Source organism: Streptomyces sp. PL-25, assembly GCF_058344915.1.
The window spans coordinates 3,380,414-3,394,589 of sequence record NZ_CP136997.1 but is presented as its reverse complement, the minus strand read 5'-3'; the positions used below and the strand labels follow the sequence as shown (position 1 = coordinate 3,394,589).

Here is a 14,176-nt window from a genome sequence, read left to right as displayed (position 1 = left end):
CGCCATCAGAACTCCTTCCACCAGGTACTTCTTCCCGCCCGAACCGGGCTCACAGTGACACACCCTGACGGCCGTTCACGACAGCTTGTCCACATGAAGAGACGGGGAATGGACAACCGGGCCGGTATGCATTGCCTTCCCCGGTCCGCGACGGGTTCGGATCGAGTCGAAACCGGTCACACGAACGGAACGGATTCCCTTCGCCGGGCCCCGGAACAGGGCGGCGGGCGGCGCGGGGAGCGGATCGGACCGCAGCATTCCGGCCCCGATGGGGAGGTGGCCGGATCGCCGCCCGGCGGGTGTGTGACGCCGCCCACGTTTCGAGTGCCGCACCGCTCCCTGGGCATGAGCCGCCCTGACAAGCGGGCGCCGGACATCTCACGATGCGATATCGCGAAGGGGAAATCCGGGCGCTCGATAGACTGAGTCGACCGCACTGCATATGCGCGAGTGCGACAGACACGGACTGAGCGAGGAGCGCACGTGGGCCTTGTCGTGCAGAAGTACGGAGGCTCCTCCGTAGCCGATGCCGAGGGCATCAAGCGCGTCGCCAAGCGGATCGTGGAAGCCAAGAAGAACGGCAACCAGGTGGTTGTCGTGGTCTCCGCGATGGGCGACACGACGGACGAGCTGATCGATCTCGCCGAGCAGGTATCCCCGATGCCTGCCGGGCGGGAGTTCGACATGCTGCTGACTGCCGGTGAGCGGATCTCCATGGCCCTGCTGGCCATGGCGATCAAGAACCTGGGCCACGAGGCCCAGTCCTTCACCGGCAGCCAGGCAGGTGTCATCACCGACTCTGTCCACAACAAAGCCCGGATCATCGACGTCACGCCGGGCCGTATCCGCACCGCGCTGGACGAGGGCAACATCGCCATCGTCGCCGGTTTCCAGGGCGTCAGCCAGGACAAGAAGGACATCACCACGCTGGGGCGCGGCGGGTCCGACACCACGGCCGTGGCGCTGGCCGCCGCCCTGGACGCCGAGGTCTGCGAGATCTACACCGACGTGGACGGCGTGTTCACCGCCGACCCGCGGGTGGTGAAGAAGGCCCGGAAGATCGACTGGATCTCGTTCGAGGACATGCTCGAACTGGCCGCTTCCGGGTCGAAGGTGCTGCTCCACCGGTGTGTGGAGTACGCGCGCCGGTACAACATCCCGATCCACGTACGTTCCTCCTTCAGCGGGCTGCAGGGCACGTGGGTCAGCAGCGAGCCGATTCGGCAGCCGAGTGAGCAAGGGGAACAGCAGGTGGAGCAGGCCATCATCTCGGGTGTCGCGCACGACACCTCCGAGGCCAAGATCACGGTCGTCGGCGTCCCGGACAAGCCCGGTGAGGCCGCCTCCATCTTCCGGACGATCGCCGACGCAGAGATCAACATCGACATGGTCGTGCAGAACGTCTCCGCGGCCTCCACCGGCCTGACGGACATCTCGTTCACGCTGCCCAAGGCCGAGGGCCGCAAGGCCATCGACGCGCTGGAGAAGAACCGCCTGGGCATCGGTTTCGACTCGCTGCGCTACGACGACCAGATCGGCAAGATCTCCCTGGTCGGCGCGGGCATGAAGACCAACCCGGGCGTCACGGCCGACTTCTTCACCGCGCTCTCCGACGCGGGCGTGAACATCGAGCTGATCTCGACCTCCGAGATCCGTATCTCGGTGGTCACCCGCAAGGACGACGTGCCGGAGGCCGTCCGCGCCGTGCACACCGCTTTCGGACTCGACTCCGACAGCGACGAGGCCGTCGTCTACGGCGGCACCGGGCGATGACCGTCCCCCGCCGGGGCGCCGGGCGTCCGGGCGTACGCCGGTGACCGGACGGCCCACGCTCGCGGTCGTCGGCGCGACCGGCGCCGTCGGCACGGTCCTGCTCGGGATCCTGTCCCAGCGCGCGGACGTCTGGGGCGAGATCCGCCTGCTCGCCTCGCCTCGCTCGGCCGGCCGCAAGCTGACCGTGCGCGGCGAGGAGACCGAGGTCGTCGCGCTCACCGAGGACGCCCGCGCGGCGGGTGTGTTCGACGGCGTGGACATCGCCCTGTTCGACGTGCCCGACGAGGTGGCCGCCCGCTGGGTGCCGGTGGCCGCCGCGGCGGGCGCCGTCGTGGTGGACAACTCCGGGGCCTTCCGCGCCGACCCCGAGGTGCCGCTGGTGGTGCCCGAGGTCAACGCGCACGCGGTGCGCCGGCGCCCGCGCTCCGTCGTCGCCAGCCCGCACTGCACCACCCTGACCATGATCGTGGCGCTGGGCGCGCTGCACGCCGAGTTCGGGCTGCGCGACCTGGTGGTCTCCTCCTACCAGGCGGTCAGCGGCGCCGGCCAGGAGGGCGTCCGCGCCCTGCGCCGCCAGCTGTCCCTGGTCGCCGGTACGGAACTGGGGACGAGCCCCGGCGACGTACGGCGGGCGGTGGGCGACGACACCGGCCCGTTCGCGGAGCCGGTCGCGCTGAACGTGGTGCCCTGGGCCGGTGCGCTGTGCGACGAGGGCTGGTCCTCGGAGGAGATGGCGCTGCGCGAGGAGACCCGCCGGATCCTCGGACTGCCCCGGCTGCCGGTGGCCGTCACCTGCGTCCGCGTCCCGGTCGTCACCACGCACTCGCTGACCGTGCACGCCCGCTTCGAGGACGAGGTCACCGTCGACCGGGCGCGCGAGATCCTGGCCACGGCCCCCGGGGTGGTGCTGTGCGACGACCCGGCCTCCGGCGAGTTCCCCACCCCGGCCGACGCGGTGGGCACGGACCCGGCCTGGGTCGGCCGGGTGCGGCGGGCGCTGGACGACCCGACCGCGCTCGAACTCTTCGTCTGCGGCGACAACCTGCGCAAGGGCGCCGCGCTCAATCTGGCGCAGATCGCCGAGCTGGTGGCGGCCGGGCCGGAGTGAGCGGGCCGGTGCGGCCGGAGGGAACCCCGTGGGCCGGTGTGCTCCTCCCGCTCTCCGCACCCTCCCCGCCCTCCCCGCCCTCTTTCACGGAGGGATAACCCCTGGCCATTGATCGGTCCCTTTGTAGGATCTGTGCACAAGGTGTGGACCGGCTGACTACGGTCCGCGCCGCGTGAACCGTGCCGCCCCGGCGCCCGGCGATTTCCCTTCCCGCCCTCCGCAACCGCGCGGAGGGCGGGAGGCGTCTTTGCGGTCGCCCTGCGGGGGCGTGGGGACGCTGAGGGGCGTGGGGACGTCCCGGTCGCTTCGCGGCACGCCGCGACAGAGGGAAGAGCGGGGCGCATGAGGGCATGTGAGGCACCGGCCGCGGTGCCGCCTGACGCGGGAACACGGCCGCACGCGCCGCTCGGTCGGCCGGGCGCGGATGCGACGGGCGATCTGTACAACCCCGGCGGGGGGCGGTGCGTCCAACTGGCGTGGCAGACGTACTCGACTTCAGCGCGGCGGCCCGCGGCGCCGCTCTGCGGCCGCCCCGCGCGGCCCTCCGGCCGCGGATGCCCGCCCTCCCCGGGCGGCCGGCGTCCCCCGGCCGGTCCGGGAGCCCCGGCGCTTCCGTGCTGCCCGGTGCGTCCGGCCCGTCCGGTGGCATGCCGGTGATCGCCCCCATGCCCGCCGCGCGGCCCGCCCGCATACCGAACCAGCGCCCGGCCGCCGAGGAGGCGGCGGCGGCCGGTACCACCGTCGACCACCTCACCGAGACCTACCGCACGCACTACCGCTCGCTGCTGGGCCTGGCCGCGCTCCTCCTCGACGACACCGCCTCCTGCGAGGACGTCGTCCAGGAGGCGTTCATCCGCGTCCACTCCGCCCGCAAGCGCGTCCGCGAGCCGGAGAAGACGCTCGCCTATCTGCGCCAGACGGTCGTCAACCTCTCCCGCTCCGCGCTGCGCCGCCGCATCCTCGGCCTGAAGCTCCTGTCCAAGCCGATGCCGGACATGGCCAGCGCGGAGGAGGGCGCCTACGACCAGCTGGAGCGCGACTCGCTGATCAAGGCGATGAAGGGCCTCCAGCGCAGACAGCGCGAGGTGCTGGTGCTGCGCTACTTCGCGGACATGACCGAGGCGCAGGTCGCCGAGACCCTCGGGATATCCCTCGGCTCGGTGAAGGCGTACGGCTCGCGCGGCATCGCCGCGCTCCGGATCGCCATGGAGGCGCAGGCATGACCCTCAGGGAGGCGCGGGTATGAAGGAGCACGCCGAAGGGCGCGACGCGCGCGACCGCCATGAGGACGCGCGCGAACGCCACGAGGACGCGCGGCAATGCCATGAGGACGCGCGCACACGCCACGAGTCCGGCGCGCGGTCGGACGAGGCCCGTGAGCTGCACGAGGCCCGTGGGTCGGAGGAGGCCCGTGGGTCCGGCGAGGCCCGTGGGTCGGGCGAGAGCCGCGAGCCCCGCGAGCCGTATGAGGACCGGGCTCCGGTGGCGGGCCTGCCCGACGAGCCCCGTGCGGATGCGGACCGGGCGTCCCGGGCGTCCCGCGAACAGCAACAGCAACAGCAACAGCAACAGCAACAGCACCTTCACACGTCAGCGCATTCTGGGAACACCACGGTGAACGACAGCCCTGACGCCGAGGGCCCGGCCCCCGAGCGCACGGCCCCGGCGGACGAGGCCCTGGGCGGGCTCGCCCCGGACGAACTGGCCCTGCGCCGGCTGCTGCACCGGGCGGTCCAGGACGTCGAACCGAGCGACGGCACCCTGGAGCACCTGCGGCGCGCGATCCCGGCCCGACGGGCCCGCAAACGGCAGGCCACGATCGGCATGGCCGCCGCCGCCCTGTTCCTCGGCACCGCCGTCCCGGCCCTCGTCCACGTCTCCCGCTCCGCCGGGCCTGACGCCAACCCGGCCATCGCGGGCCAGGCGTCCCAGGCGCAGGGCGGCGCCGGGCGGTCCAAGGACCCGGCCGCCGGTCCGGACGCCGAGGGCAGCCCCTCCGACCGGGCCGCGGGCCGGGAGCAGGGCGGGAAGAAGGACGGCACCGCGGACGACGGGGCCACTGCCACCGGCGCGGCGCCCGGCGGCGCCTCGGACCACCCCTCCGCCTCCGCCCGCGCCGGCGCACCCGTATGCACGGCGGCGCAACTGGGCTCCGGCGGCGCGCGGATCGGCACCCCCGACTCCTCGGGCGCCGTCTACGGCGTCCTGCGCGTCACCAACACCTCGTCCGGCAGCTGCACCGTCGGCGGGCCCGGCACCGTCACCTCGTTCCCGCAGGGCGCGGCCGAGACCGCCCGGGTCAGCGTGGTGCAGCACACCCCGGGGGACGCGGCACCGGGGCTGCCCGACCCGTCCACCGAGTCCCCGGCGCTGGTGCTGACGCCGGGGTCGGGCTACGAGGTGAGGTTCGCCTGGGTGCCCTCCGACTCCTGCCCGACCACCGGTGGCAGTGGCGGCAGCGGCGGCACGGGCGGTACCGGGGGCGGTGGCAGCGGCGGTACGGAGACCGGACAGCCCTCGCCCGGCCCGTCCCCGAGCAAGGACCAGGGCGCGGCCGGCGGCACGGCCACGAACAGCGGCTCGGGCACGGACACCGGTTCTGCGGCCTCGGCCCAGCTGGTCAGGGAGGACGGCGCCAAGGCCGACGGCAGCGTGGTGGTCTCGCACACCCCGGAGCCCGGCTCGCCGACGGTCTCGGCGACGGTGCCGGACGCCTGCGCGGGGACGGTGTACCACACGGGGGTCCTGGCGGCGGCCACGCCGTAGCCGGACCCGGACCTCCACGGCGGGCGGAAGAGCCGTGGACGCGGCATGGCCACGGCACACGGCACGGCAACACGGCACGGACGCGGAAGGGGCCGGAGGGACGGCGGCGGAGGTCAGACCCCTGCGGTACGCCCCTCCAGAGGCTCGCCGGAGCCCTCCGCGTCGTCGGGCACCAGCCCGAGCGCGGCGTCCCGCGCGGCCTCCAGCTCGCGCCGCACCAGCCGGAACCACATGAAGACCACGAACCCGGCGAACACGAACCACTCACCGGTGTACCCGAGGTTCTGGAACGCCTTCAGGTCGAGCCCGCTGCCCTCGGGCGCCTTCGCGGGCACCGCCTTCATCCCGGCGTCGGCCTTGTCGAGCGTGACCCAGGCGTCGTAGACGTCGTAGGGCACCAGGTTCACCAGCGAGGCCGCGCTGATCGCCCCGGTCTGCCCGGACGGCAGCCCGCCCCGGGTGCCGACCCCGTTGCCGCCGGGCGACTCGGACGCCTGGAGCGCCCCGGTCACGGTGACCTCGCCGACGGGCGGCGCGGGGGCCTTCGCCGCGTCCGCGGTGCCCGGCAGCCAGCCGCGCACGACGGGCAGCGCCTTGCCGGAGCCGGTGCGCAGCAGCGTCAGCACGTAGTACCCCTGCTTGCCGTCCAGCTCGCGGTCCGGGACCAGCAGTTGCTTGCCGTAGCGGCCGGTCGTGGTGGCGGGCATGCCCGAGGTCCGCTTGTCGACGGGGAGCAGCGCGGCCAGCGGACGCGGCGGCTCCGTACGGGCGGAGGCGGTCTGCTCGGACAGGTTGCGGTGATCGTCCACGCGCGCGTCGAACCGGCTCAGCTGCCACGATCCCATGAAGACGCAGAACGGGATGGCGAGCAGCACGAAGACGTTGATGCCCCACCAGCGGGGCGTCAGAAGAAACCGGTACACGGCCCCAACGGTACGGCCCCCGCCGGTCGCGGCAGGCCGCGGGGTGGGAGTTTTCCACAGGCGCGTGGCCGCAGAAGGGTTCCGGACGGGCGGTTTTCCACAGGCTGGGGAACGGGGCGGCGCGTTGTCGGCCCGGCCAGGCAGTATGGGGCCATGACTGAGAGCAACGGGAACGGCGCGCAGAACCGGCGGAGCGAGCGGAGCGGGCGGGGCCCGGCCGGACAGGACGGGTCCGCGGCGCCGGGGACGCCGGAGGCGGGAAGGACGGCGGGGGCGCAGGGCACGTCGGCCGTGCCGGACTGGGAGAAGCGCTTCCGCGCGCCCCGGGTGTCCCTGCCCGACTGGGCGGAGGACGCGCCGGACCGCTCCCTGTTCGTGTCGAACGCGACGGGGACGTACGAGCTGTACGCCTGGGACCGCGCGAGCGGCGCCCAGCGCCAGGCCACCCACCGGCCGAACGGCACGACGGACGGCGTGCTCTCCCCGGACGGCGCGTGGATCTGGTGGTTCGACGACAAGGACGGCGACGAGTTCGGCGTCTGGCGCCGCCAGCCGTTCACCGGCGGCCCCGACGAGGCGGCGGTGCCGGACCTCGAACCGTCCTACCCGGCCGGCCTCGCGCTCGGCCGCGACGGGCGCACGGCGGTCGTGGGCCGCTCCACCGACGAGGACGGCACCACCATCCATCTCGCGCGCGTGGGCTCCGGCGAGGCCCCGGCGGAGATCTACCGCCACCGCGAGTCGGCGGGCGTCGGCGACCTCTCCCACGACGGCACCCTGATCGCCGTCGAGCACACCGAGCACGGCGACGCGATGCACTCGGCGCTGCGCGTGCTGCGCCCGGACGGCACGGCGGTCGCCGAGCTGGACGACACCAAGGGCGGCACCGTCGAGCTGGGCCTGGAGGTGCTGGGCTTCGCCCCGGTCGACGGCGACACCCGGCTGCTCATCGGGCACCAGCGCCGGGGCCGCTGGGAGCCGCTGGTCTGGGACGTGGCCACCGGCGAGGAGACGGACCTCGCCCTCGACCTGCCGGGCGATGTGAGCGCGGAGTGGTACCCGGACGGCAGCGGCCTGCTCGTCGCGCACAGCTTCGAGGCCCGCAGCGAGCTGTTCCGCTACGACCCGGTGAGCCGCGAGCTGACCAGGATCGCCACCCCGCCCGGCACGGTCTCGGGCGCGAGCGCCCGCCCGGACGGCGCGGTGGAGTACCTGTGGTCGTCGGCGGCCGAGCCGTCGGCGGTCCGCTCGACGGCCGGCGGCGTGGTCCTGGACCCTCCGGGCATGAAGTCCCCCGGCTCGGTCCCGGTGGAGGACGTCTGGGTGGAGGGACCCGGCGGGCGCATCCACGCCCTGGTGCAGAAGCCGGCGGGCACCACCGGCCCGCTGCCCACCGTCTTCGACATCCACGGCGGCCCCACCTGGCACGACAGCGACTCCTTCGCCGCGGGCCCCGCCGCCTGGGTCGACCACGGCTACGCGGTGGTCCGGGTCAACTACCGCGGCTCCACGGGCTACGGCCGCGCCTGGACCGACGCCCTCAAGCACCGGGTCGGCCTGATCGAGCTGGAGGACATCGCGGCGGTCCGCGAGTGGGCGATCGGCTCGGGCCTCGCCGACCCGGAGCGGCTGATCCTCACCGGCGGCTCCTGGGGCGGTTACCTCACCCTGCTGGGCGTCGGCACCCAGCCGGACGCGTGGACCCTCGGCATCGCGGCGGTCCCGGTCGCCGACTACGTCACGGCGTACCACGACGAGATGGAAGCCCTCAAGGCGATGGACCGCACCCTGCTGGGCGGCACCCCGGAGGAGGTCCCCGAGCGCTTCGAGGCGTCCTCCCCGCTCACCTATGTGGACCAGGTCAAGGCCCCGGTCTACATCTCCGCCGGGGTCAACGACCCGCGCTGCCCCATCCGCCAGATCGACAACTACGTCAAGCGCCTGGAGTCGCGGGGCGCCGTCCACGAGGTCTACCGCTACGACGCGGGCCACGGCTCCCTGGTGGTCGACGAGCGCATCAAGCAGGTCCGGCTCGAACTGGACTTCGCCGAGCGTCATCTGCCGAAGTAGCGGACACCGCGGGGGAGCCCGGCGTACCGGAAGCGCGCGGTGCGGGGCGCCGACGGGGTGGGTGCGAGGTGCGGGGTGCGGGTGCCGGGGGCTGGCGCACCGCCCCGGCCACCTACACCGCCCCGGCGCCCGCCCCCGCCGCCCCGGATCCCTCCGGACCGTCTCGTCCGTCCCGTCCGTCCCGTCCGTCCCGTCCTCGCCGCCCCAGCAGCTCGGCGAGTCCCCGGCGGGTCGCGGCCAGGACGACCCGGTCCTCGGTCCGCAGGACATAGGTGTCGGGCAGGTTCCACCGGGGCCCGCCCGCCGCCGTCCCGGGCGCCCGCCCGGCGGTATGCCCGCTCGGGCGCCCGCCCGTCCGCGCGGAGGGGCGCCCGGCGGTGTGCCCGGACGGTCCGCTGTGCCCGGTGCGTCCGGCCGCGGGTCCGGTCCCCGGATCCGGGTCCTCGGCCGCCGCCTGCGCAGCGGGCTCCCGCCGCTCCCCGCCCCCGCCCCCGGCTCCCGCGGCGCCCCGCGAGCCCGCCTCCAGCGCCAGCACCCGCCAGTACCCCGGCCGGAACGCCTCGGCGACCGTCCGGCCCTCCAGCTGCGGATGCCCGCCCACGTCCACGGAAGCGAACAGCAGCACCCGCCGCTCCACCGGGATCGCCCCCAGGATCTGCCGCCCGAACATCGCCCCGGCGAACGCGGGCGCCGCCAGATGCGTCACGCTCCTGCTCCGGGTCAGCGCCCGCGGATGCGCGGCCCGCAGCGTCCGGTACACGGCGGTCGCGAAGTCGTCGTCGTACAGCCGCAGCACCACCCGCAGATCGGGCCGCACCGAGCGGGCGTAGAGCACCGCCTCCAGGTTCGTGGTGTCCGCGCTGGTCACCGCGAGCAGCGCGTGGGCGCGATGGATCTTCGCCGACTCCAGTACGCCCTCCTGCGTGACGTCCCCGAGCACCACCGGAACCCGCAGCCGCCGGGCCGTCGCCAGCCCCCGCGCGTCCGGGTCCGACTCCACGCACACCACCGGGACCTGGAGTTCGCGCAGCCGGGTCAGCACCCGGGTGCCGATCTTCCCCAGCCCCAGCAGCACCACGTGCCCGCTCAGTCCGCGCGGCGGCTTGCGCAGCGTGGACGCCGTCCGGAAGGTGCCCAGCGCCTCCAGGACCGCCGCCAGCAGCACCGGCAGCAGCAGCAACCCGACGAGCCCGGAGAGCAGTTGGAGCAGTTGCCGGCCGACCGGTTCGCCGATCGCCGGATCGTCGATGGCGAACAGGTCGAGCAGCGTCAGATAGAGCGCGCCCAGCGGACGCACCCCCGTCACCAGCCACAACGCCACCGCGAGGGCGAACACACACGCCACGAGCCCGGCCACCGACCAGCGCAGCCGCCGCGAGAACAGCGACGTGAGCGGCGGTACGACGCCGACCCCGCGCCCGGCCGGCAGCGGCGGCCCGGCGGCGTACGAGACCTGTTCGAGGACCACGGTCCCGCGCCCGGTGGCCTCCCGCACCGCCGCCGCGTCCGGCAACAGCCGGGGCCGCTGCTCCCCGCTGACCTCGGACCCGTCGGCCCCGGCCGGGTCGCTGCTCGTCGCGGACAGCAGGGCCAGCGTGCACAGCCCCGGGTCGGCGACCTGGCCCGGCGCGGGCGGCGGGCGTTCGACCGCGTGCAGCAGCAGGCCCTCGGTCTGCACGACCTTGCTGGTGCCGACGACGGCTCCGGCGGCCAGCGCGGGCGCGGCCGTGTCGGCGTCGGACAGCACGGTCGTGGACGCGTCGCCACCGCCGAGCGCGGCGGCGCCGGACGGGGTGGACCCGGGCGGTGCGGAGCCGTCGCCGGTCGCCAACGCGGCGGCTTGATCGAGGAGTTCCTCGATGTGCTGGCCGAGCCGCCGGTTGTACAGCCGCAGCACGAGCCGCAGCCGCGGATTGAACCGCCGGACGGTGAGCGCGGCCCGGATGTTGGTCTCGTCGTCGTCGTACACCAGGGCCAGCGCGCTCGCCCGCTCCACCCCGGCGTCCACGAGGACCGCCTCGGTCAGCTCGGCGGCCTCCACCACCCGGTCCGCCGCACCCAGAGCCGCGGCGCCCGCCCCGCCGCCTCCGCCGCCACCCCCGCTGCCGCTGCCGCCGCCGTGCGCGCCCGCGCCGCCGTTCCCGCCGGCCCGGCCCACGGCCGCGCTGACCATCCGGTCCAGCAGCGCGGAGGCCGCCCGCGCCCGGCCGACCACCGGGGGCCGTACGGCCCGCTCGGAGGGCGGCACGACCAGCGTGACCTGCTCGCCGTACACCCCGCGCAACTCCGCGGCCAGACGGTGCGCGAGCCCGTCGTCGCCGCACACCACCATGTGCGCCCCCGTGCCGCCCGACGCACCACCTTGATACGGAACGCTCCCCACGAGCGGAAAGACTGCCGCACGGGCGCGCGCGGTTCCAGCCCCGCCCGCCGCCCGCCGCCCGCTGCGCGCCGCGCGCCCCCGTGTACGGCTGCGTACGGCTGCGTACGGCTGGGTGCGGCTGGGTGCGGCTGGGTGCGGCCGGAAAACCGGTGGCCGTCCGCGCCCCGGACGCCTACCCTGGACGCACTTCGAAGAGACCTCCCCGGAAGTACGCCGCAGAGTGGGAGCGTCCCGCCTCACCGAGGCGCAGGAGAGGGCGGCAGCGACCCGGCCGGACGCGACAGCGCGACCGGCCTCACCGCCTTGCCCTGCTCTGCCCTGCCCTCACGGAGGTTCCTTCATGAACGTCGGTATCGGCCTGCCCATCAGCGACCCCGCCACCCTGCTCACCTGGGCCCGGCGCGCCGAGGACGGCCCGTTCACCACGCTCGGCCTGCTCGACCGGCTGGTCTACGACAACCCCGAACCGCTGATCGCGCTCGCCGTCCTGGCCGGCGCCACCTCGCGCGTCCGCGTCCAGACCGAGGTGCTGCTCGCCCCGCTGCGCGACACCGCCCTGCTCGCCAAGCAGACGGCCACCTTGGACCGGATGTCCGGCGGCCGGCTGGTCCTCGGCCTCGGCGTCGGCGGCCGGGCGGACGACCACGAGGCCGCGGGCGTCGACCTGCACACCCGCGGCCGCCGCCTGAACGAGCAACTGCCGCTGCTGCGCCGCCTGTGGTCCGGCGAACCGTACGGCGCGGACGCGGGCCCCATCGGCCCGGCCCCCGCCCGCCCCGGCGGCCCCGAGATCCTCTTCGGCGGCTTCAAGCCCATGGCCCTGGAGCGGGTGGCCCGCTGGGGCGACGGCTTCCTGGCCGCCGCGCCGCCGTCCTGGGCGGGCGGCCTGTTCGACACCGTCCGCGAACAGTGGCGCGCGCACGGCCGCGAGGGCGCCCCGCGCCTGGTCGCCCAGGCGAACGTCGCGCTGGGCCCGCAGGCGGTCGTCGACGACGCGCGGGCCGCGATGCACGCGTACTACGCCTTCACCGGCATGCCCGACCGCATGGTCTCCGGCATGCTCACCACCCCGCAGGCCGTCCGCGACATCGTCACCGCCTACGCCGACCTGGGCGCCGACGAGGTCATGTTCTACTGCTACGGCCTCGACCCCGACCAGGTCGACCGCATCGCGGAAGCCCTGTGAACTCAACCGCTGACCCGCCGGGACGCGGGCAGACACGACCGGCCCTCGACGCCGGTCAGCCGCCGCTCCCGTACGACAGGTCGGAGCACAGGTCGTCGTCGGCGGACCGGGCGTCGTGGGCCACCGAGTCGGGGACGGCGGCGGACGGGTCGGCGGACGGCGTGGGGGAGGCGGGGGCGCCGCCGTCCCCGGTGGCCGAGGCGGCCGCGTAGGCCGTCCCCACGATGACGTCGACACCGGCGCCGGCCCCCGCGACGGTGCGCAGCTCGGCCCCCGGGAAGAGCCGCGCGACCGTCTCGGCCCGGCCGCGCAGCCCGCTGCCGTACTCGACGACGGTGGTGGTGTACCGCCGGTTGTCGGCGTTGCCGACCACGGTGACCGTGAACCCGTGCCCGGTGAGCGCGGCGGCGGCCTTGGCGGCGAGGCCGCGGGCGGTGGTGCCGTTGAGCACGGCGACGTCGATCCCGGCCCCGGACACGCTCGCGGAGGCGGTCCCGGAAGGAGCCCGCTTCGTGCCGTTCCCTCCGGCGTCCTTGCCGTCGACGGTGCGGTCGGCCTTCAGCGCGGCCCACAGATCGGACGCGTCCGGCTCCACGACGGCGACGCGCTCACCCTGGTAACGCCAGGGAATCGTCACGAACTTGGTGTTGTGCAGGTCGATGTCCTTCAGCGACATGGCGAAGGAGACGAGCTTGGCGGCCGAGCCCAGCCCCGGATCGACGGTCATGGAACCGGTGGCGGCGCTGGCGAGCGGCAGCAGCTTGGTCGGGGTGAGCCCGTCACTCTTGATCTTCTTCAACAGGCTGGAGACGAAGGCCTGCTGGCGCTTGATGCGCCCGATGTCGGACCCGTCCCCGATGCCGTGCCGAATGCGCACGTAGTCGAGTGCCTTGCGCCCCGAGACGGTCTGCTGCCCCTTCCTGAAGAGCAGGGACCCCTTGGTGGTGCGGTTGGGATTGAGATCGCCCTGGTAGATGTCCTGCGGCAGACACACCGGCACACCCCCCACCACGTCCGTCAGGGCGGCGAACCCCTTGAAGTCGACGACGACGGTGTGGTCGACCCGCAGCCCGGTCAGGGACTCCACGGTGTTCTGGGTGCAGGCCGGATTCCCCTTCTCCGTCTGCCCGACCGAGAAGGCCTCGTTGAACATGGTCTGCGGCCGGGCCTTGGTCCAGGCGCCGTCGGGCAGCCGGCACGGCGGGATGGTGACCAGGGTGTCCCGGGGTATCGACACGGCGATCGCGTGCCGGTGGTCGGCGTAGACGTGCAGCAGGAACGCGGTGTCGGACCGCCCGATGTCGTCCTTGCTGCCCCCGCCCAGCGCGTCGTTCCCGTCCGTGCGCGCGTCCGACCCGATCACCAGCACGTTCTCCCCCTCGGAGGAGCCCGCGCCGGGCCGGTCCGTGGCCAGCCCGCTGCCGTCGAAGGTCTTGATGTCGCCATTGAGCTTGAGGTAGATCCACCCCGCCCCGGCCGTACCGAGCACGGCCACCACCAGCGCGACCATCAGCACCACCCGCACGGGCCCCCGCCGCCGCCCCGCCCGACCGTGCCTCCGGGGGCTGGAAGCGGCCCGCCGCGTGCGTTCATACGTACGACTCATACCGAGAAGACGAACGAGCCCGCCAGATGGTTGCACACTTACGCAATCATCCGAACCAAGATCCAGAAGAAGGACTGACGGGGCGCAAGGCCCAAACGACTCAACGGCTGACGGGGCTCAAAACTGAAGCGACGCAAGGCCCGGCGGGGCTCAAAACTGAAACGGCGCAAGGTCCGGCGGGGCTCAAGACTGAAGCGACGCACCGTCTGGCGGGACCCAGGAACTGGAACGGCTCAGGGACTGGCGACATCGAACCCGTACCGCACCCCCCGTCCCGCACCCCCTCCCTCCCCGGCCTCCCCGAGAACCCGCCGATACACATAGACCCCCTCCACCCGTGCCCCCTCCACCCGCACCCCGT

Annotated in this window: 9 protein-coding genes; 6 read left to right on the top strand and 3 right to left on the bottom strand. The window is 74.2% G+C overall.

Annotated elements, in window-relative coordinates; all coding sequences use genetic code 11:
• Positions 1 to 483: 483 nt before the first annotated feature.
• The 4 genes from R4Z62_RS15115 (at position 484) to R4Z62_RS15100 (ending at position 5,647) form a co-directional block, all read left to right on the top strand.
• Complete coding sequence (locus R4Z62_RS15115; protein ID WP_037894268.1) at positions 484 to 1,773, top strand: aspartate kinase; 1,290 nt, start codon at positions 484 to 486, stop codon at positions 1,771 to 1,773.
• 40 nt (positions 1,774 to 1,813) lie between these two features.
• Positions 1,814 to 2,881 carry an aspartate-semialdehyde dehydrogenase gene (locus R4Z62_RS15110; protein WP_491520044.1) on the top strand — a complete coding sequence of 356 codons (1,068 nt, stop codon included), beginning with the start codon at positions 1,814 to 1,816 and terminating at the stop codon, positions 2,879 to 2,881.
• Positions 2,882 to 3,528: 647 nt separating this feature from the next.
• Positions 3,529 to 4,104 (top strand): SigE family RNA polymerase sigma factor, encoded by a 576-nt coding sequence (locus R4Z62_RS15105; RefSeq protein ID WP_355478157.1) that lies wholly within the window; start codon positions 3,529 to 3,531, stop codon positions 4,102 to 4,104.
• 391 nt (positions 4,105 to 4,495) lie between these two features.
• Entirely contained in the window at positions 4,496 to 5,647 is a 1,152-nt protein-coding gene (locus R4Z62_RS15100; RefSeq protein ID WP_491520043.1) for a hypothetical protein, read from the top strand.
• A 113-nt stretch (positions 5,648 to 5,760) separates the two neighbouring features.
• Here the strand turns inward: R4Z62_RS15100 and R4Z62_RS15095 are convergent, their stop codons facing one another.
• Complete coding sequence (locus tag R4Z62_RS15095) at positions 5,761 to 6,570, bottom strand: SURF1 family protein (protein ID WP_491520042.1); 810 nt, start codon at positions 6,568 to 6,570, stop codon at positions 5,761 to 5,763.
• 153 nt (positions 6,571 to 6,723) lie between these two features.
• Between R4Z62_RS15095 and R4Z62_RS15090 the strand changes: the two genes are divergently transcribed.
• Entirely contained in the window at positions 6,724 to 8,640 is a 1,917-nt protein-coding gene (locus R4Z62_RS15090) for a S9 family peptidase (RefSeq protein WP_491520041.1), read from the top strand.
• 112 nt (positions 8,641 to 8,752) lie between these two features.
• On the opposite strand, the gene R4Z62_RS15085 is transcribed toward R4Z62_RS15090, so the two are convergent.
• Positions 8,753 to 10,972 (bottom strand): NAD-binding protein, encoded by a 2,220-nt coding sequence (locus R4Z62_RS15085; RefSeq protein WP_491520040.1) that lies wholly within the window; start codon positions 10,970 to 10,972, stop codon positions 8,753 to 8,755.
• A 391-nt stretch (positions 10,973 to 11,363) separates the two neighbouring features.
• On the opposite strand from R4Z62_RS15085, the gene R4Z62_RS15080 reads away from it, so the two are divergent.
• Complete coding sequence (locus tag R4Z62_RS15080) at positions 11,364 to 12,209, top strand: LLM class flavin-dependent oxidoreductase (protein ID WP_491520039.1); 846 nt, start codon at positions 11,364 to 11,366, stop codon at positions 12,207 to 12,209.
• 55 nt (positions 12,210 to 12,264) lie between these two features.
• Here R4Z62_RS15080 and R4Z62_RS15075 read toward each other — a convergent pair whose 3' ends face one another.
• On the bottom strand, positions 12,265 to 13,815 hold the full coding sequence (locus tag R4Z62_RS15075) for an LCP family protein (RefSeq protein ID WP_491520038.1): 1,551 nt from the start codon (positions 13,813 to 13,815) through the stop codon (positions 12,265 to 12,267).
• Between the last annotated feature and the right edge of the window lie 361 nt (positions 13,816 to 14,176).

Coding starts and splice junctions, on each gene's coding strand:
- R4Z62_RS15090 (WP_491520041.1), top strand. CDS start 6,724: ATGACTGAGAGCAACGGGAACGGCGCGCAGAACCGGCGGAGCGAGCGG.
- R4Z62_RS15085 (WP_491520040.1), bottom strand. CDS start 10,972: ATGGTGGTGTGCGGCGACGACGGGCTCGCGCACCGTCTGGCCGCGGAG.
- R4Z62_RS15075 (WP_491520038.1), bottom strand. CDS start 13,815: ATGAGTCGTACGTATGAACGCACGCGGCGGGCCGCTTCCAGCCCCCGG.
- R4Z62_RS15080 (WP_491520039.1), top strand. CDS start 11,364: ATGAACGTCGGTATCGGCCTGCCCATCAGCGACCCCGCCACCCTGCTC.
- R4Z62_RS15105 (WP_355478157.1), top strand. CDS start 3,529: ATGCCGGTGATCGCCCCCATGCCCGCCGCGCGGCCCGCCCGCATACCG.